21 protein-coding genes and 1 pseudogene are annotated in these 22,723 nt (G+C 69.3%); 7 read left to right on the top strand and 15 right to left on the bottom strand.

Translation table 11 applies throughout. The features are described 5' to 3' along the window. Positions 1–12: 12 nt before the first annotated feature. Genes HII36_RS11465 through HII36_RS11440 form a run of 6 tightly spaced genes read right to left on the bottom strand, consistent with a single transcriptional unit; the run spans position 13 to position 7,794 of the window. On the bottom strand, positions 13–2,214 hold the full coding sequence (locus HII36_RS11465) for a glycoside hydrolase family 31 protein (RefSeq protein ID WP_173523101.1): 2,202 nt from the start codon (positions 2,212–2,214) through the stop codon (positions 13–15). After that, a complete protein-coding gene (locus HII36_RS11460) occupies positions 2,211–3,404 on the bottom strand; it encodes a glycoside hydrolase family 15 protein (protein WP_173523100.1) in 1,194 nt (397 codons plus the stop codon). The genes HII36_RS11465 and HII36_RS11460 overlap by 4 nt, the downstream gene beginning before the upstream one ends. Positions 3,405–3,449: 45 nt before the next feature. Continuing rightward, a complete protein-coding gene (locus HII36_RS11455) occupies positions 3,450–4,703 on the bottom strand; it encodes an ABC transporter substrate-binding protein (RefSeq protein ID WP_173523099.1) in 1,254 nt (417 codons plus the stop codon). A gap of 10 nt (positions 4,704–4,713) precedes the next feature. Continuing rightward, on the bottom strand, positions 4,714–5,520 hold the full coding sequence (locus HII36_RS11450; RefSeq protein WP_173523098.1) for a carbohydrate ABC transporter permease: 807 nt from the start codon (positions 5,518–5,520) through the stop codon (positions 4,714–4,716). Further along, on the bottom strand, positions 5,513–6,451 hold the full coding sequence (locus tag HII36_RS11445) for a carbohydrate ABC transporter permease (RefSeq protein ID WP_173523097.1): 939 nt from the start codon (positions 6,449–6,451) through the stop codon (positions 5,513–5,515). Before HII36_RS11445 ends, HII36_RS11450 begins: the two co-directional genes overlap by 8 nt. Then, the gene (locus HII36_RS11440; protein WP_173523096.1) at positions 6,448–7,794 is read right to left on the bottom strand and encodes an ROK family transcriptional regulator; all 1,347 of its coding nucleotides are present in this window, start codon (positions 7,792–7,794) and stop codon (positions 6,448–6,450) included. Before HII36_RS11440 ends, HII36_RS11445 begins: the two co-directional genes overlap by 4 nt. 281 nt (positions 7,795–8,075) lie before the next feature. Here HII36_RS11440 and HII36_RS11435 point away from each other — a divergent pair, with 281 nt between their 5' ends. Next, complete coding sequence (locus HII36_RS11435) at positions 8,076–9,965, top strand: helix-turn-helix transcriptional regulator (RefSeq protein WP_173523095.1); 1,890 nt, start codon at positions 8,076–8,078, stop codon at positions 9,963–9,965. A gap of 782 nt (positions 9,966–10,747) precedes the next feature. Here HII36_RS11435 and HII36_RS11430 read toward each other — a convergent pair. The 4 genes from HII36_RS11430 to HII36_RS11415 form a co-directional block, all read right to left on the bottom strand. Beyond that, on the bottom strand, positions 10,748–11,455 hold the full coding sequence (locus tag HII36_RS11430) for a response regulator (RefSeq protein WP_173523094.1): 708 nt from the start codon (positions 11,453–11,455) through the stop codon (positions 10,748–10,750). Further along, complete coding sequence (locus HII36_RS11425) at positions 11,452–12,432, bottom strand: sensor histidine kinase (protein WP_173523093.1); 981 nt, start codon at positions 12,430–12,432, stop codon at positions 11,452–11,454. Before HII36_RS11425 ends, HII36_RS11430 begins: the two co-directional genes overlap by 4 nt. Beyond that, entirely contained in the window at positions 12,408–14,051 is a 1,644-nt protein-coding gene (locus HII36_RS11420; protein WP_173523092.1) for an alpha/beta hydrolase, read from the bottom strand. Before HII36_RS11420 ends, HII36_RS11425 begins: the two co-directional genes overlap by 25 nt. Before the next feature lie 283 nt (positions 14,052–14,334). Then, a complete protein-coding gene (locus tag HII36_RS11415) occupies positions 14,335–14,766 on the bottom strand; it encodes a hypothetical protein (protein ID WP_173523091.1) in 432 nt (143 codons plus the stop codon). Positions 14,767–15,226: 460 nt separating this feature from the next. Between HII36_RS11415 and HII36_RS11410 the strand changes: the two genes are divergently transcribed. Both HII36_RS11410 and HII36_RS11405 read left to right on the top strand, forming a co-directional pair. Further along, on the top strand, positions 15,227–15,721 hold the full coding sequence (locus HII36_RS11410) for a hypothetical protein (RefSeq protein ID WP_173523090.1): 495 nt from the start codon (positions 15,227–15,229) through the stop codon (positions 15,719–15,721). Positions 15,722–15,750: 29 nt separating this feature from the next. Then, positions 15,751–16,179 (top strand): hypothetical protein, encoded by a 429-nt coding sequence (locus HII36_RS11405; protein WP_173523089.1) that lies wholly within the window; start codon positions 15,751–15,753, stop codon positions 16,177–16,179. 692 nt (positions 16,180–16,871) lie between these two features. On the opposite strand, the gene HII36_RS11400 is transcribed toward HII36_RS11405, so the two are convergent. Both HII36_RS11400 and HII36_RS56500 read right to left on the bottom strand, forming a co-directional pair. Beyond that, a complete protein-coding gene (locus HII36_RS11400) occupies positions 16,872–17,423 on the bottom strand; it encodes a GNAT family N-acetyltransferase (RefSeq protein ID WP_173523088.1) in 552 nt (183 codons plus the stop codon). A 455-nt stretch (positions 17,424–17,878) separates the two neighbouring features. Further along, entirely contained in the window at positions 17,879–18,058 is a 180-nt protein-coding gene (locus HII36_RS56500; RefSeq protein WP_236003387.1) for a hypothetical protein, read from the bottom strand. An 87-nt stretch (positions 18,059–18,145) separates the two neighbouring features. Between HII36_RS56500 and HII36_RS59175 the strand changes: the two are divergent. Continuing rightward, positions 18,146–18,454: pseudogene (locus tag HII36_RS59175) on the top strand (hypothetical protein); the annotation flags it as partial. A gap of 25 nt (positions 18,455–18,479) precedes the next feature. Next, on the top strand, positions 18,480–18,923 hold the full coding sequence (locus HII36_RS56495) for a PIN domain-containing protein (protein ID WP_236003386.1): 444 nt from the start codon (positions 18,480–18,482) through the stop codon (positions 18,921–18,923). A gap of 396 nt (positions 18,924–19,319) precedes the next feature. Here the strand turns inward: HII36_RS56495 and HII36_RS11385 are convergent, their stop codons facing one another. Beyond that, on the bottom strand, positions 19,320–20,858 hold the full coding sequence (locus tag HII36_RS11385) for a pentapeptide repeat-containing protein (protein ID WP_173523085.1): 1,539 nt from the start codon (positions 20,856–20,858) through the stop codon (positions 19,320–19,322). A gap of 121 nt (positions 20,859–20,979) precedes the next feature. Between HII36_RS11385 and HII36_RS11380 the strand changes: the two genes are divergently transcribed. After that, positions 20,980–21,243: a DUF1883 domain-containing protein gene (locus tag HII36_RS11380; protein WP_173523084.1), complete on the top strand. Its 264-nt coding sequence runs from the start codon at positions 20,980–20,982 to the stop codon at positions 21,241–21,243. A 52-nt stretch (positions 21,244–21,295) separates the two neighbouring features. Here the strand turns inward: HII36_RS11380 and HII36_RS11375 are convergent, their stop codons facing one another. Together HII36_RS11375 and HII36_RS59170 are read right to left on the bottom strand one after the other, a co-directional pair. Next, positions 21,296–21,544 (bottom strand): hypothetical protein, encoded by a 249-nt coding sequence (locus HII36_RS11375; RefSeq protein WP_173523083.1) that lies wholly within the window; start codon positions 21,542–21,544, stop codon positions 21,296–21,298. 151 nt (positions 21,545–21,695) lie between these two features. Next, positions 21,696–22,109 carry a carbohydrate-binding module family 14 protein gene (locus HII36_RS59170; protein WP_407940779.1) on the bottom strand — a complete coding sequence of 138 codons (414 nt, stop codon included), beginning with the start codon at positions 22,107–22,109 and terminating at the stop codon, positions 21,696–21,698. A 191-nt stretch (positions 22,110–22,300) separates the two neighbouring features. Between HII36_RS59170 and HII36_RS11365 the strand changes: the two genes are divergently transcribed. Beyond that, positions 22,301–22,690, top strand: coding sequence for a hypothetical protein (locus HII36_RS11365; protein WP_173523081.1), 390 nt, complete (start codon positions 22,301–22,303; stop codon positions 22,688–22,690). The last annotated feature ends 33 nt before the right edge of the window (positions 22,691–22,723 follow it).

The following is a 22,723-nucleotide window of genomic DNA, read 5'->3' as shown; positions in this document are numbered from 1 at the left end:
GGGTTCTCCTGTTCAGGTGGAGAAGACGGCTGCCAGGTCGGGCCAGCGCTCGGCGAGGCAGAGCACCGGCGGCCGGTCGAGGGGCGCGGCGAGCGCGAGGACGCGCCCGCCGCGGTGGGGGCGGCCGGTCCAGACGTCGACCCACTCGCCCTCGGGCAGGTAGGCCTCGACCTGGTCGGCGCCCGGCTCGGTGACGGGCACGACGAGCAGCGCGTCGCCGAGCTTGTACTGCAGCGGGTGGGCCCAGATGGCCTCGTCGCCGGGGTGGTCGAAGAACAGGCCACGCATCAGCGGCGCGCCGCCGCGCACGGCCTTTGCCGCCTCGCCCGTCAGGTACGGCACCAGCCGCTCACGAAGCTCGGCGAAGGATCGGAAGAGCGGGATGACCCGTTCGTCGCCGGTCTGCTCGGCGATGTTCCACGGCGTGCGGTCACGCGGCGGCGTGCGGTGGTGGTTGAACTCCGAGTGGTACTGCATGATCGGCATGAACGCGCTCGTGCCGGCCGCCCGCAGGTACAGCTCCGCGTCGGGCACCGGTCCCGAGAAGCCGGCCAGGTCCCAGCCCCAGTAGACGATCCCGCAGGCCGAGGCGGTGATCCCGGCCCGGATCGAGGAGCGGAACGCCTCCCACGTGGAGTCCTCGTCCCCGGCCCAGAAGGCGCCGTGCGGTTGCGACCCGGCGAACCCCGCCCGGCTGAACGTCACCGGCGCCTTGCCGCAGGCGCGCAGCAGGTCGCCGAACGCGCGGGCGTAGTGCACGGGGAACAGCCCGTTCCCGGCCGCGCCGTCGCGCCCGTCGGCGTAACGCAGGTCGTGGCCCCAGGCGTGCTCGCCGCCGTCGGTCTTGAACCCGTCGATGCCCACCTCCTCGACCAGGTAGCGCCGCTTGGCCGTCCACCAGTCGCGGACCTCGGGCGAGGACAGGTCGGGCATGAGCGCCAGCGGGAACCACCAGCCCCGGTTGCGGTAGGGCCGGCCGTCGGCCTCGCGCACGCCGTAGCCGCGCTCGAGGAGTTGCCGGGCGTCGACGGCCGCCTGGTGGGTGGGGTGCGGGCGCATCTTCTGCAGGGGGATCTGCCACAGCAGCACCTTGATGTCGCGTTCGTGCAGCTCGTCCACCATGCCCTTGGGGTCGGGCCAGGGCCCGTCGGCGGGGAAGGTGTAGTGGGCCAGCGTGTGCGGCTCCTCCCCCGGCTCGTACTGGGCGCCGCGGAAGGCGGTGAAGGTGCTCTCGTCGCTCCAGGCCTCGATGACCAGCGCGCCGACCGGGATGTCGTGCTCACGGTGTGCGTCCATCTCGGCCATGACGCGCGCCTGGGTGTTCCACTCGTTGCCGCTGGCCCACAGCCGGAACACCCAGCCGGGCAGCTCGGCCGGCCGGCCGACGTCGTCGAGGAAGGCGTCGAGTATCTGCGCGGGGCTGCCCTCGTAGAAGGTGACGTTCACCTCGTCGCCCTCGGCCTCGGCCTCGACGGTGAGCGTGTCGCCGACGTCGTACCAGGTCCTGCGGGAGGTCGCCACGTGGAAGCCCCAGCTTCGCCCGCCGTCGACGACGATCGCGAACGGCATCGGCAGGTAGGTGCGGCCGTGCGCGCCCTGCGACTTGTACTGCTCGAACACCACCGCGTCCAGCGACCTGCCGCGCTGGTCGACGCTGTCGAACCGCTCACCGAAGCCGACCACGTGCGCGCCGGGCGCGAGCTCCATCGCGAACCGGCCGCGCAGCACGCCGTCGCCGTCGGCGAGCCAGCGCACGCTGTCCGCGACGATCCGGTCGGCGCCCCGCGTGGTCAGCTTGCCGCCGTGGTCGTGCCAGTTCGCCGCGGTGACGTCGAACCAGCGGCTGGTACGGCGGGCGCCCGCGTCGTTGGTGGCGACGAAGCGGTAGCTGTAGCGGTGGCCGGTGTGCAGCGGCGGGGTGGTGACGCTCCAGGAGCCGGAGGCGGCGCGGGCGGCACGGGCCTGCGCGGCGGCCAGGTGCCCGCCGTCGACCTGGCCCGGCTCGGCCGCCTCCGCGCCGGAACCGGCCCTGGCCAGGGTGAGCTCGGCCGCGTCGCGCCCGTCGACGCGCCACTGGCAGGTGACCGCGCGCACCGACCCGGCGGCGCGCACCCGCAGCTCCACCGGCTGCCCGTCCAGCGGGGTGACCGGCAGGCGCTGGTCCTGGGTGTCGGCGTACGGGTGGCCCGAGCCGTACGGTCGGTGGGTGATCATGCGCGGACCTCCAGCGCGTCGGCGAGCATCAGGTACATTCCGTGCGACCACAGCAGAGGCCGCGCGACCGGCCCCCACCGCCGCAGCCACTCCTGCAACCGGGGCGGCGCCAGCAGCACGTCGGAGACCTGCTCAGGCAACTGGCCCGACTCGTCGGCCTGGGCGGCCATCCAGTCCAGATAGCGCAGCGCCTCGGCGCGGCGTCCCGCGGCGGCGTGGTTGAGTCCGAGAAAGCCGGCCAGCAGCACCCAGCGGCCGCCACCGTAGAAGGTGTCGGCCAGGAAGCGGTGCACGCCGCCGTCACGCGCGAGCTGCCGCTCCACCTCGGCCACCGTCCGCACCGCCACCGGGTGGCCGACGGGGTAGAGCCCGAACGGCGCCACGCACGCCGGCAGCGAGGCGTCGACGGCGTCGCCGCCGAGCCCGTGGGCGTCCAGGTCGTGCAGCGGCGCCACGGCCTGGCCCGGGTCGACGAGCGCCACCGTGCCCTGCGCCGACGGCAGCCACTTGCGCAGGTGGCCCGCGGGGGCGACGCCCTGCTCGGCCACCAGCCCGGCGATGTCGGCCACCACCTGCGCGGCGGCGGCGGCCTCCGCGCCGGCGAGCAGGCCGCCGGCCGCCGCGGCGCGCAGCCCCGCGTGCACCGCCCCGAGCGTCGAGACGTGCCGCTGGTCGACGTGCTCCTCCCACCAGTCGTAGCAGGGCTGGTTCCAGAACCACGTCAGGTAGCGGGCGGCGACCCGGACCGCCTCGTCCGCGCCAGGGACGCGCACACCGTGCCTGGCGGTGTGCTCGGCCAGCGCCCACAGCCACGTGCCGTAGCCGTCGAGCTGGTGGTCCCACCACTCGTCGGCGCCGTCGCCGCCGTCCAGGGTGAACCGGGTGGGCAGCATCTCGGCCGCCGAGACCGGCAGCCCGGCGCGGGCGCGCCCGATCAGGCCTGCCACCTGGTCGTGGCGGGCGCCGATCACCCGGGCGCACCAGGCGTGGAAGGCGCTCGCGCTGTCGACCTGCCCGGCCCGGCTCATGCCCTCGGCGATGAAGGCGCCGTCGCGCAGCCAGGCGTAGCCGCGGTAGGCGGAGAAGGTGGGACTGGCCGGGTAGGCCCCCGACGGCGACTGATGCGTGTTGATCACATCGATGCTGCGCGCGACGAGCTGCGCCCGCGCCAGGTCGCTTCCTACGATCACTGGGTCAGTTCTCCTGGTTGATGGCGATCTCCTGTTGGCCGCGTCTCAGCCGAGCAGCCCGTCGACCTTGGCGGCGGCGGCCTTGAGCGCGTCCGCGACGGACTTCCGCCCGGCCGCGGCCTCGCTGAGCTCCTGGGTCACCGCGTCCTGCATCTCCTGCTGACGCTTGATCACCGGCGGCAGCGCGATCGACTTGAGCGAGTCGAAGACCGCCTGCCGGTTGGCCGGCTCGGGGTCCTTGAGGTAGCCGGCGAGCATGGCCTGGTCGGAGACCGGCGGCAGTTCCCACGACGACTCGATGCGGGTGGTGGCGGCGACGTTCGACGACGACAGGAACTTGGCCCAGGCGTAGGCCTCCTTGCCGTGCTTGGTGCCGGCCGAGGCGGCGACCGCGTTGTGGAAGACCGCGCTGGCCTTGGTCACGTCGCCGGGCTCGACGACCACGTCCCACTCGAACGGCACGTCCTTCAGGCCGGCGAACTGCCAGATGCCGTTGTGCCACATGGCGAGCTTGCCCGACTTGAACAGGTTGGTGTCGTAGTCGGCGGTGCCGCCGATCTCCGCCTCGGTCGGCATGGTCTTGCCCACCTTGGACACCAGCCAGGTGGCGGCCTTGACGCCTTGGGGGCTGTTGAAGGCCGACTTCTTGCCGTCGGGCGACAGGAACTCGCCGCCGGCCTGCTTGAGCGTCTTGTAGAACTCGAAGAACTGCACCGGCTGGAAGTCGCCGTAGACCTTGGCGCCCTTGTCGGTCAGCTTCTCGGCGGCGGCCTGCTCGTCGGCCCAGGTCCACTCGGCGGTGGGCGGCTCGACGCCGGCCTTCTTGAACAGGTCCTTGTTGTAGAACAGCACCACGGTGGAGAAGGAGGCAGGCAGGGCCAGTTGCTTGCCCGCGTGCTGGAAGGCGGTGAGCGAGCCCTCGGCGTACCCGGCCGGGGCGGTGTCACCGGCGACGGTGCCGAGGTCGAGCAGCGAGCCGGCGCCGGCGTAGACGACGAAGTTCTCGTAGTTCAGCTCGAAGGTGTCGGGCGCGGTGCCGCCCGCGATGCTGGTCTGCAGCTTGGTGAAGTACTGGTCGTACGGGGCGGTCTCGACGACCACGTCGATCGTCGGGTTCTCCTTCTCGAAGGCCTGAACGATCTTGTCGAGGTCCTTCTCGTGGTCGGGGGCAGCGGAGAAGGTGAAGTAGCGCAGCGTCACCTTGCCGCCCTCGGACGCGGTGGTGTCCCTGGTGGCCGAGCCCTGGGAGCAGGCTGCGGCCAGCGCGGCGAGCGCCAGGAGCGCGATGGTCTTCTTCATGGGGGCGTCCTTACTTGAGCCCGGACTGGGCGACGGAGGCGATGACGTGCTTCTGGGCGAAGAGGTAGAGGATGAGGATCGGGACGACGCTGACCACGGAGCCGGCCATGACGACGTTCCACTCGGTGGTGAAGCGGCCGTGCAGCTCGGCCAGGCCGAGCGGCAGGGTGAAGAACTCCGGCGAGCGCAGGATCACCAGCGGCCACAGGTAGCTGTTCCAGCTCGCCATGAAGGCGAAGATGGCGAAGGTGGCCAGCGCGGGCCGGATCAGCGGCACCACCACGAAGGCGAAGATCCGCAGGTGGCCGGCGCCGTCGAGGACCGCGGCCTCGTCGAACTCCCTGGGCACCTGCTGGATCGCCTGGCGCAGCAGGAACACCCCGAACGCCGAGGCGACGGTCGGCGCCAGCACGGCGAAGTAGGTGTCGGACAGCTCGAAGGTGCGCATCTCGATGAACAGCGGCACGATCAGCACCTGGAGCGGCACCATCAGCGTGGCCAGGTAGACGGCGAACAACGCGCCGCGACCGGGGAACGGCAGGCGGGCGAAGGCGTAGGCCGCCATCGCGCTCGTGATGAGCTGCAGCGCGGTGGAGGCGAGACCGATCCAGAGGCTGTTGGCCAGGATGCGCCAGAACGGCATGGCCTCCAGCAGCCGCGCGTAGGCCGCGAGCCCGGCCCCTTCCGGGGTGAAGTCGGGCGGGGAGGCGAGCACCGCCCCGTCGGGGGTCAGCGACGTGATCACCGCCCACGCGAACGGGAACAGCATCACCAGCGCGCCCGCCGCCACCAGCAGGTATTTCAGCGCCTTAGCCATAGTTCACCCACCTGCGCTGGCCGCGGACCTGGATGAGCGTGACCACCAGCACGACGGCGAACAGCAGCCACGACAGCGCCGAGGCCGCCCCGGCCCGGCCGTACTCGAAGGTCATCTGGTAGACCTGCTCCACCGCCACCCGGGTGGCCCCGCCCGGCCCGCCGCCCGTCATGACGTGCACCTGGTCGAAGACCTGAAAGCCGTTGATGAGCGAGATCACCACGACGAAGAACGTCGAGGGCGACAGCAGCGGCAGCGTGATGCCGCGGAAACGCTGCCAGGCCGAGGCGCCGTCGACGCGTGCCGCCTCGTGGTACTCGCCCGGGATGGCCTGCAACCCCGCCAGCAGGATGATCATGACGAAGCCGAGGTCCTTCCACGCCGAGGCGAGGATGATCGACGGCATCGCCCAGTCAGGGTCGGTCCACCAGCCGGGCCCGTCCACCCCCAGCAGGCCCAGCGCCCAGTTGACGATGCCGCTGGCCGGGTTGAGCAGCCACTTCCACATCAGCGCGACGACCACCCAGCTCGTGATCACCGGCAGGAAGTACACGGCGCGGAACAGGTTGCGGCCCTTCATCGCCCGGTTGAGCAGCATCGCCAGCCCGAGCCCGCCCGCGTACACCAGCGGCAGGTAGCCGGCGATGAAGTACAGCGTGTGCCCGAAGGCGGCCCGGGTCTCCTCGTCGCCCAGCAGCTCGGCGTAGTTGGCCAGGCCCACCCATCGCATCGGCTGCAGCAGGTCCCACTCGTGCAGGCTCACCCACAGCGAGCCGATCATCGGGACGAGCGTGAACAGGGTGAGCGGGACCAGGCTGGGCAGCAGGAAGATCGCGACCGTGCCGGCGTAGCGCCAGCGCTGCCCGGCCGTCCGGCGCGGTGCGGCGGCGTGCCGCTTGACCGGTGGCGGCGCCTGCGTGGTCAGGCTCATGGCTGGGCCCCGATCAGCCGGGCGCGCACCAGTCTGCCCTGCTCGCCGGCGGCTCCGGCGGCGTCGAACGGCGTGGCCAGCACCAGCGCCGCGGCGCCCTGGGCCCAGCTCGTCTCGTCCCAGCTCTCCACCTCGATGGAGATGTCGCGCCGGCCCGGCATGAGCTGCGCGCGCACGGCGCGGTCGAAGCCCGGCTGCCAGAACGGCCAGTGCGCGATCCCCTCGCCGAGCACGACCACCACTTCCGGGTCGACCACGTTGATCAGCCCGGCGGTGGCCCGGCCCAGGATCGCGCCGGCCTCGGCGAAGACGTCCAGCGCGGCGCGCGAGCCCTCGGTGGCGGCCCGGCCCAGCTCGTCGACCGACGCGGGCGCCGGCGGGCCGAGGTACTTGGAGACGGCGCTGTCCTTGGAGACGGCGCTGTCCTCGGAGACGGCGCTGTCCTCGAAGACTGCGCTGTCCTTGGCGGCGACGGTGTCCTTGGCGGCGGCGATGCCCTTGGCCGCGGCGATGCCCTTGGCCGCAGCGATGCCCTTGGCCGCAGCGGCCGACAGCAGGCCGGCCGCGCCGACGAACGCCTCCAGGCAGCCGTATGATCCGCACCCGCAGGGCGGGCCGTCCTCGGCCACCGGCACGTGGCCGAACTCGCCCGCGCCGCCACGCGCCCCCCGGTACACGCGCCCGTCGGTGACGATCGCGGCGCCGACGCCGCGCCCGATGGTGAGCACGAGGAAGTCGCGGTGCGTGCGGCCCCTGCCGTACAGGCGCTCGGCCGCCGCCAGCGCGTTGACGTCGTTCTCGACCAGCACCGGCAGTTTGAGCCTGCGCCGCAGCCGCTCGCCGACCGGCATGCCCTGCCAGCCCAGCGTCGGGGCGTTGACGGTGCCGACCGACTGGTCGTCGACGGCGCCGGGCACTCCGACGCCGACGCCGAGCAGCGGCGGGCCGTCGCCGAGCGCGTCGAGCGTCGTCTCCACCGCGGCGGCCAGCTCGTCCAGTGAGTGGGGCGAGGCCGGGTCGAACGGCCGCTCCCAGGATCCGAGCACCACTCCGTCGAGACGCACGTCGACCAGCACGAGATGGTCGGCGGTGACCTTGACGCCGAGGGCTCGGCCCGCCGCGCCGATGACGCCGAGCAACTGGGCGGGCCGGCCGCCGCGCGAGGGCTTGAGGTCGAGCTCCTCCAGCATGCCCGCGCCGATCAGCTCGCGGGTCAGCTGCGTGACGGTGGCTGGGCTGAGATCGAGCTCTCGGGCGATGTCGGTACGGCTGAGCGGTCCGAGCGTGCCCAGGAGGGCGAGGATCGCCGTCCTGGTCAGGTCGCCGCGGTCAGTGCCTGCCATCAAGAGAACCAGGCTTTCTTCGGCAATAAAGTTAGTGGTGAAAATATGCGGCCGAGGTTCGGTCGTTGTCAAGACTCCGAAACCGTTCCGAAATCCCCGCGGCCTGGCTCAGTCGAGCTGCCCCTCGCACTGGACAGCGGCGCCACGGCGGCCAACCCGGAGTTCCTGCCTCTCACCACGCGTTTGGAACGTGCCTTCGCCGCCCGCCTGGCCGCCCTGCCGGCACAGACCGCCGCGCTGCTGCTGGCCGCCGCGGCCGACGACAGTGCGACCTGTCCACCGTGCTGCACGCCGCCACCCTGTTGACCGGCGCGGAGACGTCCGCCGGGGTACTGACCCCGGCGGTGGAGGCCGGCCTGGTCGAACTGCGCGGGCCCGCTGTGCGATTCCACCACCCTCTGGTGCGGTCAGCCATCTACCGAAAGGCCGGGCCCGACGACCGCCAGGCGGTCCATACCGCGCTGGCCCAGGTGCACGCCGCCGACGCCGACCGCAGAACCTGGCACCGAGCCGCCGCCATCGCCCACCAGGACGAATCCGTCGCCGCCGAACTCGAAGAGGTGGCCGCGCGAGCACGGGGACGCGGCGCGATCACGGTGGCGGTCTCCGCCCTGCGCCGTGCCGCCGAGGTCAGCCGGCACCAGGAAGGCCGCCTGGAACGGCTGTTGCGCGCGGCAGAGCTGGTCTTCGAACTCGGCCGGGCCGACCAGATCGCCGAACTGCTGGCCCTGGCCGAACCCGGCCTGCTCGGCGAACGGCAGCGGGCCCGACTGGCCTGGCTGAAGGAGGTGATGGAAGAAAACCGCAACGAGGGCCCCGAACGGATCCTGCGGCTCATCGCCGACGCCGAGCGCGCGGAAATCGCCGGCGACCGCACGCTGGCGCTCAACTTCATCCGGGCCGCTGCCCTGCGTTGCTGGTGGACCGATTCTGGCTGGGACCTGCGGCAACAGGTCATCACGCGGGCCCGCCGGCTGGCGAGCGGCGACGACCCCGAACTCCTGGAGATCCTCGCGACCGTCAGCCCGGTCGAGAACGGCGGCGTCGTCATCGAGCGGGTCGCCGCGCTGCGCGGCACCCCCTTCGACGCCGCCATGAGCAGGATTCTCGGAGTAGCGGCGAGCGCGGTCGGCGCCCAGCACCTCGCGGTGCCCTTCCTGGAGGCCGCGATCGACGAGCTACGGGCGCAGGGCCGCCTGGGCCTGCTGGCCCAGGCGCTCGGCTCGCTGATCTGGTGCTGGGTCTTCTGCGGTGACCTGCCGAGCGCGCTGGTGACCGCGGAGGAATGCGAGCGCCTGGCTCGGGAGACCGCGCAGCCGCGCTGGCAATCCTCCGCATACGCCGGGCAGGCGCTCATCGCCGGTCTACGCGGAGAGGAGGCACACGGCCTGACACTGGCCGCCGCGAGTGAGCGCGCGCTCGGCAGCCGCGCGAACAGCTCGGCCATCGCGCTCATCGAGCACGCGAGGGGTGTGATCGCGCTGTGCGCCGGCCGCCGCGAAGACGCCTTCGACCACCTGCGGCGCCTGTTCGACCGGGGCGATCCGGCCTTCCATCCCATGCAGCGGCTATGGGCGCTCGCCGATCTGGCCGAGGCCGCGCTGCCCGACCGGCGCGAGGACGCCAGGCCGCTGCTGGCCGAGCTGGAGCAGGTCGGTACGCTCACCCCGGCCCCGATGCTGCACCTGGGGCTGCGCTACGCGCGGGCGGTCCTGGCCGACGACGCCGACGCCGAACGCCTCTACCAGGACGCTCTCGACGCCGACCTGTCGTCCTGGCCCATCGGCCGGGCGCGTCTGATGCTCGCGTACGGCATCTGGTTGCGGCGCCAGCGCAGGATCCAGGAGGCCCGTGTCCCACTACGCACCGCCCGCGACGCCTTCGACGCCCTCGGCCTGCTCGCCTGGGGAAACAAGGCCCGTCAGGAGCTGCGCGCGGCGGGCGAGACAAGCGACCTGCGCACGCCCAGCAGCGTCGACCAGCTCACCCCGCAGGAACTGCACATCGCCAGGCTGGCCGCAGCCGGGCTGACCAACCGGGAGATCGGCCAGCAGCTCTACCTGTCGCACCGCACGGTCAGCACTCACCTGTACCGGTTGTTCCGCAAACTCGGCATCACCGCCCGCGGCCAGCTACGCGACGCCCTGGGGCCGGCCGCGTACGTCGGCTGACGAATACCGTCCCGGTCCTCGCGCGGCATGGCGGGCACTCAGGCGAGGAAGTCGAGCACGAGCGTCCTACGTCTGGTTCGGGAAAATCCCGGCTGGGGCCATCGGCGGGTCCACGGTGCGCTCACCACCCTGGGTATCAAGGTCGCGCCGTCCACGGTGCGGGAGATCCTCAAGCAGGCAGGCTTGATCTGGCGCTGCGCCTGCCGATAATTCCATCCATGCTGATCAAGCGGCATGTGAGTACTCGTGGAGGATGCCGCCGAGCCGGTCTCGTCGGCGTACATTCAGGTCGGCGATTCGAAGTGGGACGGGAGCTGACCACCCCACGCCCCGGCCTGGTCCTGGGTGACGCCGTCGGCGACGTACTCCATGTACAGGACATCGCCGTCGCGGTAGACGGCGGGAGCGGGGCAGGCCGAGCGCGCGGGCGATCAGCGTGGCGGCCTCTTCTGCGACTGGGTTGTGCCCATCGGGATTGAAGCGCCGTACCTGCTTCCGCACGGCCTTGGTGCCGTCGGTGAGTTCGAGCGGTTCGGTCTGCGCCGAGTCGCTGCCCAGTCGCCACTGAGCAGTCACCTGCTGGGAGGCGACGACATGTGCGAGACGGTCGACGCCGTCAGGTCGGGCGGTGGCGTGTTTGAGGGACGTGACGGCTTGGGCGGCATCGGCGGCCACTGTCGGCGTACAGGCTGACGTGCACAGGCACGTACACGCAGATGTACAAGCTTGGCGCGGTGGTTGGGAAGCGCTGTCTCGTCAACAGAGCTGAGACAGTCTCATAGTTACGAGCCGGCGGGTGGTTGGCCTCGCGTATGGTCGTTCGGCGGAAACTGGTCGGCCCCGGCGCGGATCACGCCGTTCTCATACGCGAACACCACTGCCTGCGCGCGGTCACGCAATCCGAGCTTGCCGAGCACGCGTCCGACGTGGACTTTCACGGTCGCCTCGGAGATGTGCAAGCGCGCGGCGATCTCGGCGTTCGAGCGGGCGCGGGCGAGTTCCATCAGCACGTCTCGCTCGCGGGCGGTCAAGGCGTCGAGCGGCGTCGGTGTGCCCGATACCGGTAGGTGGGAGGCGAATGCCGAGATCAGCCGTCGCGTCACCGCCGGGGCGACGGCCGCGTCGCCGGACGCGACCACGCGAATGCCGCTCAGCAGGTCCGCCGGCAGCGCGTCCTTGAGCAGGAATCCGCTGGCGCCGGCGCGTAGCGCGGCGAAGACGTACTCGTCCAGGTCGAACGTGGTCAGCATGAGGACCCGGGCCGGTGAGCCGGACGCGACGATCCGCCGCGTCGCCTCGATCCCGTCCATGGCCGGCATGCGCACGTCCATCAGCACGACGTCCGGCCGCAACGCTCCTGTCTGGGCGACGGCCTGCTCGCCGTCGCCGGCCTCTCCGACCACCTCGAGGTCGGGCTCCTGCTCCAGCACCGCCCGGAACCCCAGCCGCAGCCATGCCTGGTCGTCGACCAGGAGCACGCGGATCGTCATGGCGGTAGCGGCAGTCGCGCGTGCACGCGCCAGCCGCCGCCGGGCACCGGCCCGGCGTCCAAATCGCCACCATAGGAGGCAACTCGCTCACGCATGCCCGCCAATCCATGTCCGCCGGTCCCTGGCAGGCCGAGCCGGTCGCCGCCGTCATCGACGACCTCGACGTTCACGCCGGCCTCGCCGTAGCGCAACCGCACCGTGGCCGTGGCCCCTGCTCCAGCGTGTTTCATGGTGTTGGTGAGCGCTTCCTGGACGATCCGATACACCACCAGGTCCAGCACCGTACGAGCGAGACCGTCGCGGATCAGCGTAACCGGCAGCCCGGCACCGCGGACCTGATCGACCAGCGCGTCGACCCGCAGATCCGCAGCGTCGCCATCGCGCAGCGCGCCGACCAGGCGGCGTACCTCCGACAACGCGTCCCGGCCGGTCACGGCCACCTTGGCCATGAGGTCGGCCGAACGCTCGGGAACGGCGGCGGACGCGACCGCCCCGTCGGCCAGCGCGACCATCACCGCGAGGTTGTGCGCCACGACGTCGTGCACCTCGCGTGCAATCCTGGCGCGCTCGGCCGCCGCGCTGAGCAGGGCCTGCTGCTCACGATCCCGCTCGAGCCAGCGAGCACGCTCCTCCAGCGCCACCAGATACGCGCGCCGGGTCCAAACCGTCAGTCCCAGCAGGAGACATCCGCCGAACAGCGCAGCGACCAGGACCGCGTCCCACCAGGGCCCGCCGTTGGACAGCCACCCGATCACGAACGGCACCGCCGGTGACCAGGCCAGCCACAGATGGCGTCTGGGCCCGTACCGGGCGACCAGGTATGCCGCGATCATCGGGCCGATCAGCTGCACCGGGTTCAGCACACCGGCCGATGCCAGGGCGAACGCCACCACGATCACGACCCAGAAGACCGCAACCGACCACCAGCGCCGCCACTGATCCGGCATGGACCTCATCGTAAGGTCGCCCAGCTCCACGACAGGAAGTCGGCGATCTGCGCGATCGCCATCCGGCTTTCCGGCGCCTCGTCCGCCACGAGCGGCCACGCGTGCATCATGCCCGGCCAGACCTGTGTCTGCCCGGGCACACCCGCTGCGCGTAGCCGATCGCCGAGCCGGGTCACGTCGCTGAGCAGGACCTCTTGGCTGCCGGCCAGCAACAGCGTCGGCGGGAGTGCGGAGAGGTCGGCATACAGCGGCGACAGCAGCGGGTCGCGCAGGTCGATCGTGCCGTTGCGGGTGTAGCTGTCGACTGTGAGCTTGCGCGTACCGGGCGTCAGGATGGGGTCGCGATCGGACAGCGTACGGAAGGTCTCGCCCCGCAGCGTGAAGTCGGTCACCCCAGAGAGCGACACGAGCGCGGCCGGCAGCGTGTCACCGCTCTGGCGGAGGGAGAGCGCGCTCGTCAAGGCGAGGTTGCCGCCCGCGGAGTCACCCACGATCGCCAGGCGTGACGCCGCGATGCCCTGGCTGCGGAGCCAACGGTAGGCGCGCACACCATCCTGCATGGCCGCTGGATAGGGGTGTTCGGGCGCCAGGCGGTAGTGCGCCAGCAACACGCACGCGCCGGTCTGTCGCGAGATCGCCGCGGCGAATCGACGAGGCCCGTTGCCCGCGATCTCGATGAACCCGCCGCCGGGGAGATAGAGGATCATCCGTTCGCTGCCGGCGTGGCCGGCGCAGATCCGTTCGGACGGGACACCGCCCGCATCGATCCGCTCCATTGTCGCGCCGGCCGGGAGCTCGGGCCGGGTGTCCAGGTCTCGCTGACGATCGGCGCGCAGCTCCACCTCATTCGTCGGCAGCGGAAGGAGCGCCGGCACGGCCATCGCCACCAGGTAGAGAGCCGACCCGATGGCACTCGGCACGGCTGGAGCGCCGTTACCACGCGGTGCCGGGGCGAGGCCGATCGTGGCCGTGGCGTACCCGACAAGGAGGATCGGCGCGAGCAGCGCGGAGAGGAGCCTTGGGGTCGTGCCCATGCGGGCGAGCCAGGCCGGCCAGAGCGGGAACATGAGCAACGCGGCGACGGTCAGGATCGCCGAGGTGAGGTGAAAGCCCCGCTCTGTCGGCAGCATCGCGTTGAGCGCCCACAACGCCGAGCGCGCGGCGGTCAGCAGCAGGCCGGCCGCACCGAGCACGCCGATCACACGGCCGCGACCGTCCTGCTTGACGACAGCCATCGTCCAGCCCGCCAGCAGCAGTGGCGCGATGATGGCCCCGGCGGCGAAGGCGATCCACGACAGAACGGGCACCCCGGCGGCCACCTCATTCGCCCACAGCGGGATCAGGAGCAGGCCGAGGACCGCGCTCGTCCCCCAGCACGCTCCCGCCGCGGTGCCGAGCGAGCGTATGAGATGGGTGCCGATCCGGCGCGAGAGCACCACGAGCACGGCACCTGACGCCAGCAATACGGCAAGGCTCAGGATGACGCCGATGGTGTTGTCGGTGACCAGCGTGGCCGCGAACGAGCGCGGGTCGAGCAGTATCTCCGGGAAGCGCAGCGTCGCGGACAATCCGACGGCACCGGCGATGACGAGAAGAAACAGCACGCGGAACAATAGGCCCGCGTCTTGGGCGGAGACCTTGTCACTCATGGGACGGACGCTAAGACCCGGACCGCCCGCCGCATATGAGCCGAAAAGCGAGCACTCATCGGAGCGCATACGACTTGAGTCGTATGCGGGATCAGACTCGCCGCAGGTGAACATCAACCACAGGCGTCATCGACAGGCCTGTTGACCAGTGTGACCGGTCCCCCGAGGCGAATCCGCCGCCCTGAGCCGGCTGCCGCGTGACGTCGCGAATTGGCGCATCACGTTTGCACTTCTGCTCGTACCTGGCTCTGTACTTCTACCCGTACGTCGACAGCCACCGTCATCACGTAAGCGGCACATGATCAATCAGGGCCTTCGCAAACTGCTTGAGGTCAGGGGGAGGCGTCAGGCGCGGCCCGGCCGTCTGGGGCCCGCTGGCCGGTCTAGTCCCCCGCCAGGCCTCCACGGCCGACAGCGGCCAGTAGAGGCGATACAGGATCCGGTGCGGCGCCGGGAAGGAGCAGCGCCTTGGCTGGCCGCGCGACAGCCAGCTGGTGATGGTCTTGGGCGCGACGCCGGCGACGGCGGCCGCGTGGGCGGTGTCCACCCGCACATCCCCCTCCAGCGGAGGCAGCCCGAGCAGCGCGCCGGTGGGCGGGCGCTCGCCGCGCGCCAGAGCCTCGCGCAGCGCGGCCAGGTCCACACTCTCCACCGGGTCGGTGGAGGCGACCTCCACCGGCTCGCCGTCGCGGCCGCGTACCGATCGGGTGGCCATCAGATTGTTCCTTCCCGTGTGATGCTGGGGCGGGGTCCCCGTTGGCCGGTACCGGCCAGCGGGGCAGCAGGGTGCGTTCCCAGGCCCCGATCAGGCCGCGCAGGTGCGCCCGGTCGTCGTCGGCGTGGGGGTTACCAACCTGGGAGAACCTCGTTAACGCCGGATTCCGTTCCAAATCTCTCTGCCCCCCGACTCGGAGGGGATGAAATAACAACAACATACGATGTGCCCATAATTTTGCGAAACCTTGGCGCAAAATACTGGCGAACCATAGGGGCAGCCGGCCAGGCAATGACTATCGTGGATTTGTAGCGGATTAGGTGTGGAAACGACACAAAAGTGTGTCCCACTCCAAATTTATGGTTCGTATTTATCTAGAGAGTCTAATTCGGCTGGACCACTTCATCTCCGGGCGGTTAACGCGAGTAGCGAATTCCAGCACTCGGCAAAGGAGTTCAACATGGGAAGTCCAGTGTTCGGAGAATCCAACGACTCCGCCATCGCCGCTGTACGTGCCATACATGGTGCCGCAGGTCCAGGTGTCTGGGCGGAGAGTGCCACTGGCGAAGCGGTGCACGCTGCGACAAATGCTACGAAAGTCGCGGCCATAGCTGCGTATGGCGGCAACCCCAACGGCGAAGGTGCTGCACTCTTCGCCAAAAAGGAGGGCACCAAGGGCCATGCCGGATTCTTTGTTGGAAATGTCTTCGTAGAAGGGAACCAGGCGGGAGCTGCGATCTTCGGCAAGAGCCAAGCCAACGTTGGCGTCTGGGCGGAGAGCGCCACCGGTGAAGCGGTGCACGCTGCGACAAATGCTAAGGATGTCGCGGCCATAGCCGCGTATAGCAGCAACCCCAACGGCGAAGCTGCTGTAATCTTCGCCAAAAAAGAGGGCACCAAGGCCACGCCGGATTCTTTATCGGAAATGTCTTCATACAAGGCGAATTGGCAGTAACCGGTGACGTCCACATGGTAGGTGGGGATGTGGCCGAACAGTTCGACCTCGCTGAAGAAATGACGGACGCCGATGAGGCAGGGCCAGGTACGGTCCTTGTTCTCAACGAACAAGGGGCGCTGACGGTATGTACGCGTTCATACGACTCCCGCGTGGCAGGCGTGGTGTCTGGAGCCGGAGATCGTAAGCCAGCGCTGATCCTTGATCGCAGAGATCCCGATGCCAGTGGCTCCGGTGCGCAGCGACGAGCCGTTGCCGTCATGGGCAAGGTCTGGTGCCGGGCCGATGCGACTACTCAGCCCATCCAGGTGGGCAATCTGCTCACCACTTCATCCATTCCGGGGCACACCATGGCCGCGAATGACCGCGACGCTGCATTCGGTGCTGTCCTTGGGAAAGCCCTAACACCTTTGGCCTCGGGTACCGGCATGGTTCTCGCCCTTGTTGGCCTGGGCTGATCAACCCAGAAGGTTCGATCCAGCCATGCGATTAACGCCGCTACCCGAGGACATAACGTCGCGTTCCACCAACGTCAAATCTCAGGATATCGAAATGCCCAGACTTCGAGCGGCCATTCACAGTGCCCGCGATAGAGGCGTGCTACCACAATACCGGCCGGATGGAAATGTACGGGCGCTGACACGTCGGCTAGACATGCTTGCGCCGATCTCCATACGCAATCTCATCGCCTTTCTGGATAGCCTTCATATCGTACGGCCCGGAGGCCCGCCGCCTGACCGACCGCGCCCAACACTAACCCCGCCTGTAATTACCGTTCAAAGTGAAGGTTCCGGTGATTCCGCCGTCTTCAAGATCGATGGCGAGGAATTTGCCTATCCAGCCACCGTGACCGTCAGGGTGGTTGATGATGCATTGGCGATGCGAACCTTTCAGCAGAGTTCCCAGTCAAATGGCGAGCTCCATATGCGGCAGAGCATCCCCTGCATATCTGGCCTCGCCCTGCACTTCTCCGCTACCGACAGTCGGGCGAACCCGCAAGATCTCACTGGCGTTCTGTGGAGCAATACCGTCGACATCACCTGCCCTTAACTTATTCATTATCCTCCGGTTCGTTTGTGTGGTGCTGCAGACGAACGCGGTTAGCGCGTCCTGAGTTCGGCGTGTTCCTGCCACACTGTCGCGGTCGGGGCTACTGGTGACGCTCGACGAACTCCTCATTCAGCATGCCGAACAGGATCTCGTCGTCGTAGCGTCCGGCGGCGTAGCGGCTTCTGCGCCGACGGCCTTCCTCGACGAAGCCCAGCCGCCGGTGCAGGGCCAGTGACGGCTCGTTGGAGCTGTAGACCCAGGCTTCGGCCTTCTGAAAGCGACGTTCGAAGAACATGTAGCGCAGCAGAAGCACGATCGCCTCGCTGGCATAACCCTTGCGGTGGTGGGGGGTGCCGATCGAGATGCCGTAGACAAACGTGCCATGCATGCGATCCACGCCATGCGTGTTGATCATCCCGACCGGCTCGTCGCTCTCCCCAACCGCGACAACCAGGCGGACCTCGTCCAGGTCAGGATCCTTTTCCGCCAGTTCGGTGGCCCACTGCTTGGTCCGAGCAACGGAGCGCGGTGGCTCCAGCCTCCAGCCGTGCCTGACGGCGTCGGAGTCCTGGTCGAAGGCGTGAAACGCGGACCAGTCCGCGGGTTCGACGGCGCGGAGCCGAACGCGCTGTCCCTGCCATGCCGAGATCATGATGGGAGCTAATCAGGTCATCGGCGAAGGGCGCGAGCCGTTTTCCGCCGCCGGTCCCGGTCCTGCTTCAAGACCGCAATCTGATGCACCGAGAATGCTCGTGCTCCTGACGACCGTTACCCCAAGACCGAGTTCCACCGGTTCGGACGAACCCAGGGGTCGAACCCACTCAAAGATCCTTAACATCCCTGAGTTCAACCTGACAGACCTTCGGTCCGCTTGAACTCTGGGAGATCTCGGCCTCGAACTCCTGTAGCTACGACCAGGGGCAAAGTAGCAGTCAGCTATCTTGGAATTCCATCGCGTAGTGATTGCGGCATGGTCAGCTTAGAGCGTCGGTCACTTGCCGGGCCACCTCGCGGTGCCGGGAAGTGGCCCACGAATGTTCCTGCGGGCTACCAGCGTCGGCCCGTCTATGGAGAGGCGAGATCCGCGCGGGATCTGATGCTGACTTTTCAAGATTCTTTCTGGCTGCGCGGATGCTCCCACACACTGTCGGTAGAAATCCAGAAACCGGTGGTGGCAGCCTGACGAGCAGGAGCATCCTGGGCACCATACTGATCATCCTCGAGCAAGGTGCCGACCGCCATGACAACGGCCGCGCCCTCCGCATCGCCTATCTCGACTGGGTCCACACCGCCCGCTCCCAGCTGCGCCGCCAGACCAGCAACGCTGACCTGGATCGCCTGGTCACCACGCCTCGCTATGTCCCTGTGCTGTCGATGCAGATCCCGGAACCTGTGTGGGAGAGTCATCCAGGGTCGTGGGGCAGCGGAGCAGTGAGCAGGTTGGCTAGCAGCCCCGACACGACCGCCATCCACGACATGATCTTGTTGGAAGTCGCCGAGCACATCGAGCAGCTGAAGAAGGCCTTCGAGACGCTGTCCGCCTGGTCGAACTTGCTCGATCAGCCAGAGCGGTCGGGCCCTCTCGTCATCGCCGACTCCAACGTCTTCTGCCATCACCCGGACCGGTTGAACACCTGGGATGTAGGCAAGGACGTCGGCGCTCCGCCTTCCCAGGATGTCCACCTGATCTTGCCGCTGGCGGTGCTGGATGAACTGGATCGGCAGAAAAGATCGGGGTCAGGGCGTCGCTTGTACCAATGCCCGGGAGACGATCAAGCTTCTGGACAATCTGCTCCCCCAGGGAGTCGTCCGCCAGCGGGGCAGCGCTCCGGAGAACCTGGCCTTCCCGCGCGGCGCCATCACGATCGACCTCTGGCCGGATCCGCCCGGCCATGTGCGCCTGCCTCGTACCGATGACGAGATCATCGCCCGCGCCGTGGCGTTCCAGGCGCTCGCCGGCCGGATGGTGAAGCTGCTGACTGGAGACCTCGGGATGTCGACGCGGGCGCGGCTGGGAGGCATCAAGGCTGTCCGGCTTGTCTCCCCTGACGCGCCCCAAAAGCCGAAGAAGGAGCCGCGCGGCACCGGGCATCCCAAACTGCAACAAGCTGCCGCACAGACGACTGGCGACGGCGCGGCGGTGGCCGGTTGACGGCCTGCCTGGAGTACCGCTACTTCACCCCAGGCCGTAGTTTCAGGATTTCGAGGCCGCTCCGGGCGGGCCTTACGCCCCAGCGCGACCACACCATCGCGAGCCGCCTGCCAGGCATCGGTGGCCATGGCCGTTACCAGCGCCGTCCCTGCCGCCAAACGATCGGATCCACGTCGATCCCCCTCACAGCCGAGGAAGACCCCTCACGGTAGAGTCGGCCGCCAGAGGAATCGACCGAAATCGCAGATAAGCGCCGTTGGTCACTCCTGAGGTCTCGATCGCAGCGCATATCGGGCCGTGGCCGACCAGGGCTCACCGGGGCATCGCAAACTATCAGGACCGCGTTACCGCAGATAGTGCGTCACTATCTGCGATGGTGCATCGTTCGGGAGCCCATCATGAGCCTGTGCGATGCCCCGCCATCCCGCCGCCTGCCTCGCTCTCAGGGGCTTCTTCAGGATCAAGGACTGGGAGCGTTGGTCGATGAAGACCTGGCGCTCGTTCGGGAAGCCCCTCGACCGCTGGGTGCCTCTTCGCGGCGCGAGAGAAGTCAACGGTGCCGCCGGAGAACTTCGCATCGCCGAACGAGACCTTGCCGCGGGAGAACTCCGCGTCGCTGAACCAGACCTCGCCGCCGGAGAACTCCGCGCCGCCGAACGAGACCTGAGCACCGGAAAATCCCACCCGGTGGAACGAGACCTTGCTGCCGGAGAACTTCGCACCGCCGAACCAGACCTCGCCGCCGAAGAACTTCGCACCGCCGAACCAGACCTCACCAGCGGAGAACCTCCCACCGCCGAACCAGACCTCGCCGCCGGAGAAGACCGCGCCGCCGAACGAGACCTTGCTGCCGGTGAACTTCGCGCGGCCGAACGAGACCTTGCCGCCGGTGAACTTCGCGCCGCCGAACGAGACCCGGCCGCCGGAGAAGACCGCGCCGCCGAACGAGACCCGGCCGCCGGAGAAGACCGCGCCGCCGAACGAGACCTCGCCGCCGGACAATTCCACGCTGGAAAACAAGACCTCGCTGCCGAAGAACTTCGCGCCGTCGAAGGAGACGTTGCCGCCGGACAACTTCACGCTGGAGAACGAGACCTCGCCGCTGGAGAACTTCGCGCCGTCGAAGGAGACCTTGCCGCCAGTGAACTCTGCGCCGCCGAACGAGACCTTGCCGCCGGAGAAGACCGCGCCGCCGAAGGAGACCTTGCCGCCGGAGAACTCTGCGCCTTCGAAGGAGACCTTGCCGCCGGAGAAGACCGCGTGAGCGAAGTTGACGTCGGCGGTGAAGACCACGCCGGTGAAGTCCAGGTCGGCGCCGTGCCAGGGAATCGGGGCGTCGGCCTTCATGTGGGTGGTGATCAGGCGCAGGATGGTGGCGTGGACTTCGACCATGGATCTCCAGGCCGTGTGGGAGGGGAGGTCGTCGACGGCGGGTTCGGGCGTGGCGGGCATACGCAGGTAGGCACACAACACGTCGATGCACATCTGGCGGCCGCCGGCCCAGTCGTCGGCCAGCGCGGCCAGGGCGTGCACGCCGGCCAGCCGGACCGCGGCCGCGTCGTTGCCGAGTTTGTCGCTGGCCTTGTCGAACCGCTCGGCATACAGCTTGGCCTGCTCGCGGTTCTCGCCGGCCTCGGTGACGCGCTGCTTGCGGTAGGCGACCACCAGCGCCACCACCCCGCCGATACCGGCCACGACGGCCAGCGAGATCTTCACGATCTCCAGCACCTCGCCCGTACTGGGCTTGATCGCGGCCAGATCCACCGGGCCCAGCGCCGACAAGATCAGCCTGATCAGGCCGCCCGCCACGGCGCCGGCCAGCACGATCGTGCCGGCCAAGGCGACGCTGATCGGGATCAGCCGTGCCTGCCGTTCGGCTCGGCGCTGTCGCCAGTCCGTGGTCCGGGCGGCTCGGCGCAGGCGTAATCCACTCATGAGCCCACACTGCCCGACCGCGGTCCGCCCGACCATGGCCTGGCACCGCGCTAGTTTCCAGGAAGGGCCCGGGGTGGCGCAGTTGCTTCCCGCGCGATTCGCAGCCAGCTACTAATGATGTGTGAGGCACTTGTACTGGGACCTGGGAGAAACCGGGGCCGGCACCTGCTTCGAGGTGGACTGGCGCGGCTCGACCGCCCGGGTCTGCCTGATGGACGGCAACGAATACCAGGCGTACATCGATGAGGAGGCCTACGAGTTCTACGGCGGCTTCTTCGACTACAGCCCCATCACCCTGCGGGTGCCCTACGACGACTACTGGTACCTGGCCGTCGACAGCTACGACCGGGTCAAGAACGTCACCGTCGACCAGCTCTTCGACTGACGGGGCCCAGGGGACGCCTGCGGACCGGTTGACTGATGACCTTGTGCGTGAATCAGCGGGTGCTTACTGACGTAGCCACCGTGTCGCAGGACGGCACGATGTCGACGGCGGCGCTGACCTGGGCCACGGTCCACTGCACGCCCGCGAGCGCTGCGGCCAGGCGCTCGCGCTCGTTGTCGGTCAAGGCGCCGGTATCGAGCTGGTGGGCCAGCAGCTGCGGGTGCGTGGCGAAGCGGGCGCAGGCGTCGGTGGCGACGTCGACCGGGTCGACGGCGGGCCGGCGGGCATCATGCTGGATCACGCCGATGCCGCTACGCCGACGTGCACCCTCGCGAGGGCCGGTCCCGCAACCTGGCCAGCCCACACAGACCGGCGGCGACCGCTCCGTCGCGTCGGCCGCTGCGGTTGGTCGACCACGAGCCAGGCCGGGCCGGTCGACGCTGCGCCGGCCGTCACCGCGCCCCTGGGCCCGGCGCGGCCGGCCACGCCGGGCCCCGAGTCGTCCAGACCTTCGGCAGCGGTACCGCCACCGCCCCCGGCGCAGCCCGCCGATTCGGTGGGGGATGCCCGGACGGCCGTCGTTGTGGGATCCGATCGACCAGGCGCGAGAGCGCTGAGAGGCTGCCTTGATCCTTGTATCGAACTTTGGCCGCTGCAGCGTAGATGCGGTCGGGGAAGTCGCACACCCGAAGGTCCGGGTCGAGGTGCAGGCCAGCAGGACACCGCTTCCACCAGACGATGCCGTCGGAGCAGTGGTAGAAGGCGGCCGGGTCGTCGGGGTCGGGGAACAATTCACCCTCTTGCGCACACTCGCGCGTTGGTTCGGGCGCGAGCGAGGTGAATGCCGGCCGGCGCGATCTGTCCATGTGAAGCGAGTGGGCCGGCCGCCGCTGCCGGCGCCGCGAGTAAACCCGCGTCAGGCAAAGGATCTCGACGAGCAAGGCAAACATCGCCCCTGCTGGCTGGTGAACGGCCCAGGCCGGCGCTGGGGCGAATCTAGACTTGGGTCAGTGAATCCATCGATAACCACTGGTAGGCGGCGCATGGAGTCGTCGCAGTGATCACTTTCATCGTCTTCGCGATCGCCGCGCTCTGCGGACTGATCGCCGTGCTGAGCCTGGCGCTGTCCGGCTGGGCCGTCGTCGAGCTCGGCATCTTCCTGCACCGGCATCCCGACGGAGCCCGCGCCGGCCTGCGCGAGCTGGCGACGGGAGCGCAGCGGGTCTGGCCCGCCGCCAAGACGTCCTCACAGATCGCCGGCCGGCGGGTGTTGCGCAGCCGGCCGGGCCGGTGGGCTGTGCGAGTCGGGAGAGCATCGGCCGCCGGCGCCTACGCCACCGCGACCTCGCGCGTGCGCCGGTCCGCTCCAGGATCGGCACGCCGCGGCACCGGCGGGCTGGGCCCACGCCGGCCCCGCCTGGCACGGCGGCAGCGCCTTCGCCGGTGAGCCCCGGGCGTCCGGGTATCGCCGCAGGCCACC

The sequence above is a fragment of the Nonomuraea antri genome, from assembly GCF_013283785.1.
GTDB classification, from domain to species: Bacteria; Actinomycetota; Actinomycetes; order Streptosporangiales; family Streptosporangiaceae; genus Nonomuraea; species Nonomuraea antri.
This window is presented reverse-complemented; position numbering and strand designations above follow the sequence as displayed.

Bases quoted from the DNA above. Each gene is read 5' to 3' on its own strand.
- HII36_RS11400 (WP_173523088.1), bottom strand. From the start codon at position 17,423: ATGATCTCGGCATGGCAGGGACAGCGCGTTCGGCTCCGCGCCGTCGAA.
- HII36_RS11445 (WP_173523097.1), bottom strand. From the start codon at position 6,451: ATGAGCCTGACCACGCAGGCGCCGCCACCGGTCAAGCGGCACGCCGCC.
- HII36_RS11450 (WP_173523098.1), bottom strand. From the start codon at position 5,520: ATGGCTAAGGCGCTGAAATACCTGCTGGTGGCGGCGGGCGCGCTGGTG.
- HII36_RS11420 (WP_173523092.1), bottom strand. From the start codon at position 14,051: ATGAGTGACAAGGTCTCCGCCCAAGACGCGGGCCTATTGTTCCGCGTG.
- HII36_RS56495 (WP_236003386.1), top strand. From the start codon at position 18,480: ATGAACTGGATCGGCAGAAAAGATCGGGGTCAGGGCGTCGCTTGTACC.
- HII36_RS11440 (WP_173523096.1), bottom strand. From the start codon at position 7,794: ATGGCAGGCACTGACCGCGGCGACCTGACCAGGACGGCGATCCTCGCC.
- HII36_RS11410 (WP_173523090.1), top strand. From the start codon at position 15,227: ATGGGAAGTCCAGTGTTCGGAGAATCCAACGACTCCGCCATCGCCGCT.
- HII36_RS11465 (WP_173523101.1), bottom strand. From the start codon at position 2,214: ATGATCACCCACCGACCGTACGGCTCGGGCCACCCGTACGCCGACACC.
- HII36_RS11385 (WP_173523085.1), bottom strand. From the start codon at position 20,858: ATGAGTGGATTACGCCTGCGCCGAGCCGCCCGGACCACGGACTGGCGA.
- HII36_RS59170 (WP_407940779.1), bottom strand. From the start codon at position 22,109: ATGGACAGATCGCGCCGGCCGGCATTCACCTCGCTCGCGCCCGAACCA.
- HII36_RS11430 (WP_173523094.1), bottom strand. From the start codon at position 11,455: ATGACGATCCGCGTGCTCCTGGTCGACGACCAGGCATGGCTGCGGCTG.
- HII36_RS11455 (WP_173523099.1), bottom strand. From the start codon at position 4,703: ATGAAGAAGACCATCGCGCTCCTGGCGCTCGCCGCGCTGGCCGCAGCC.
- HII36_RS11415 (WP_173523091.1), bottom strand. From the start codon at position 14,766: ATGGCCACCCGATCGGTACGCGGCCGCGACGGCGAGCCGGTGGAGGTC.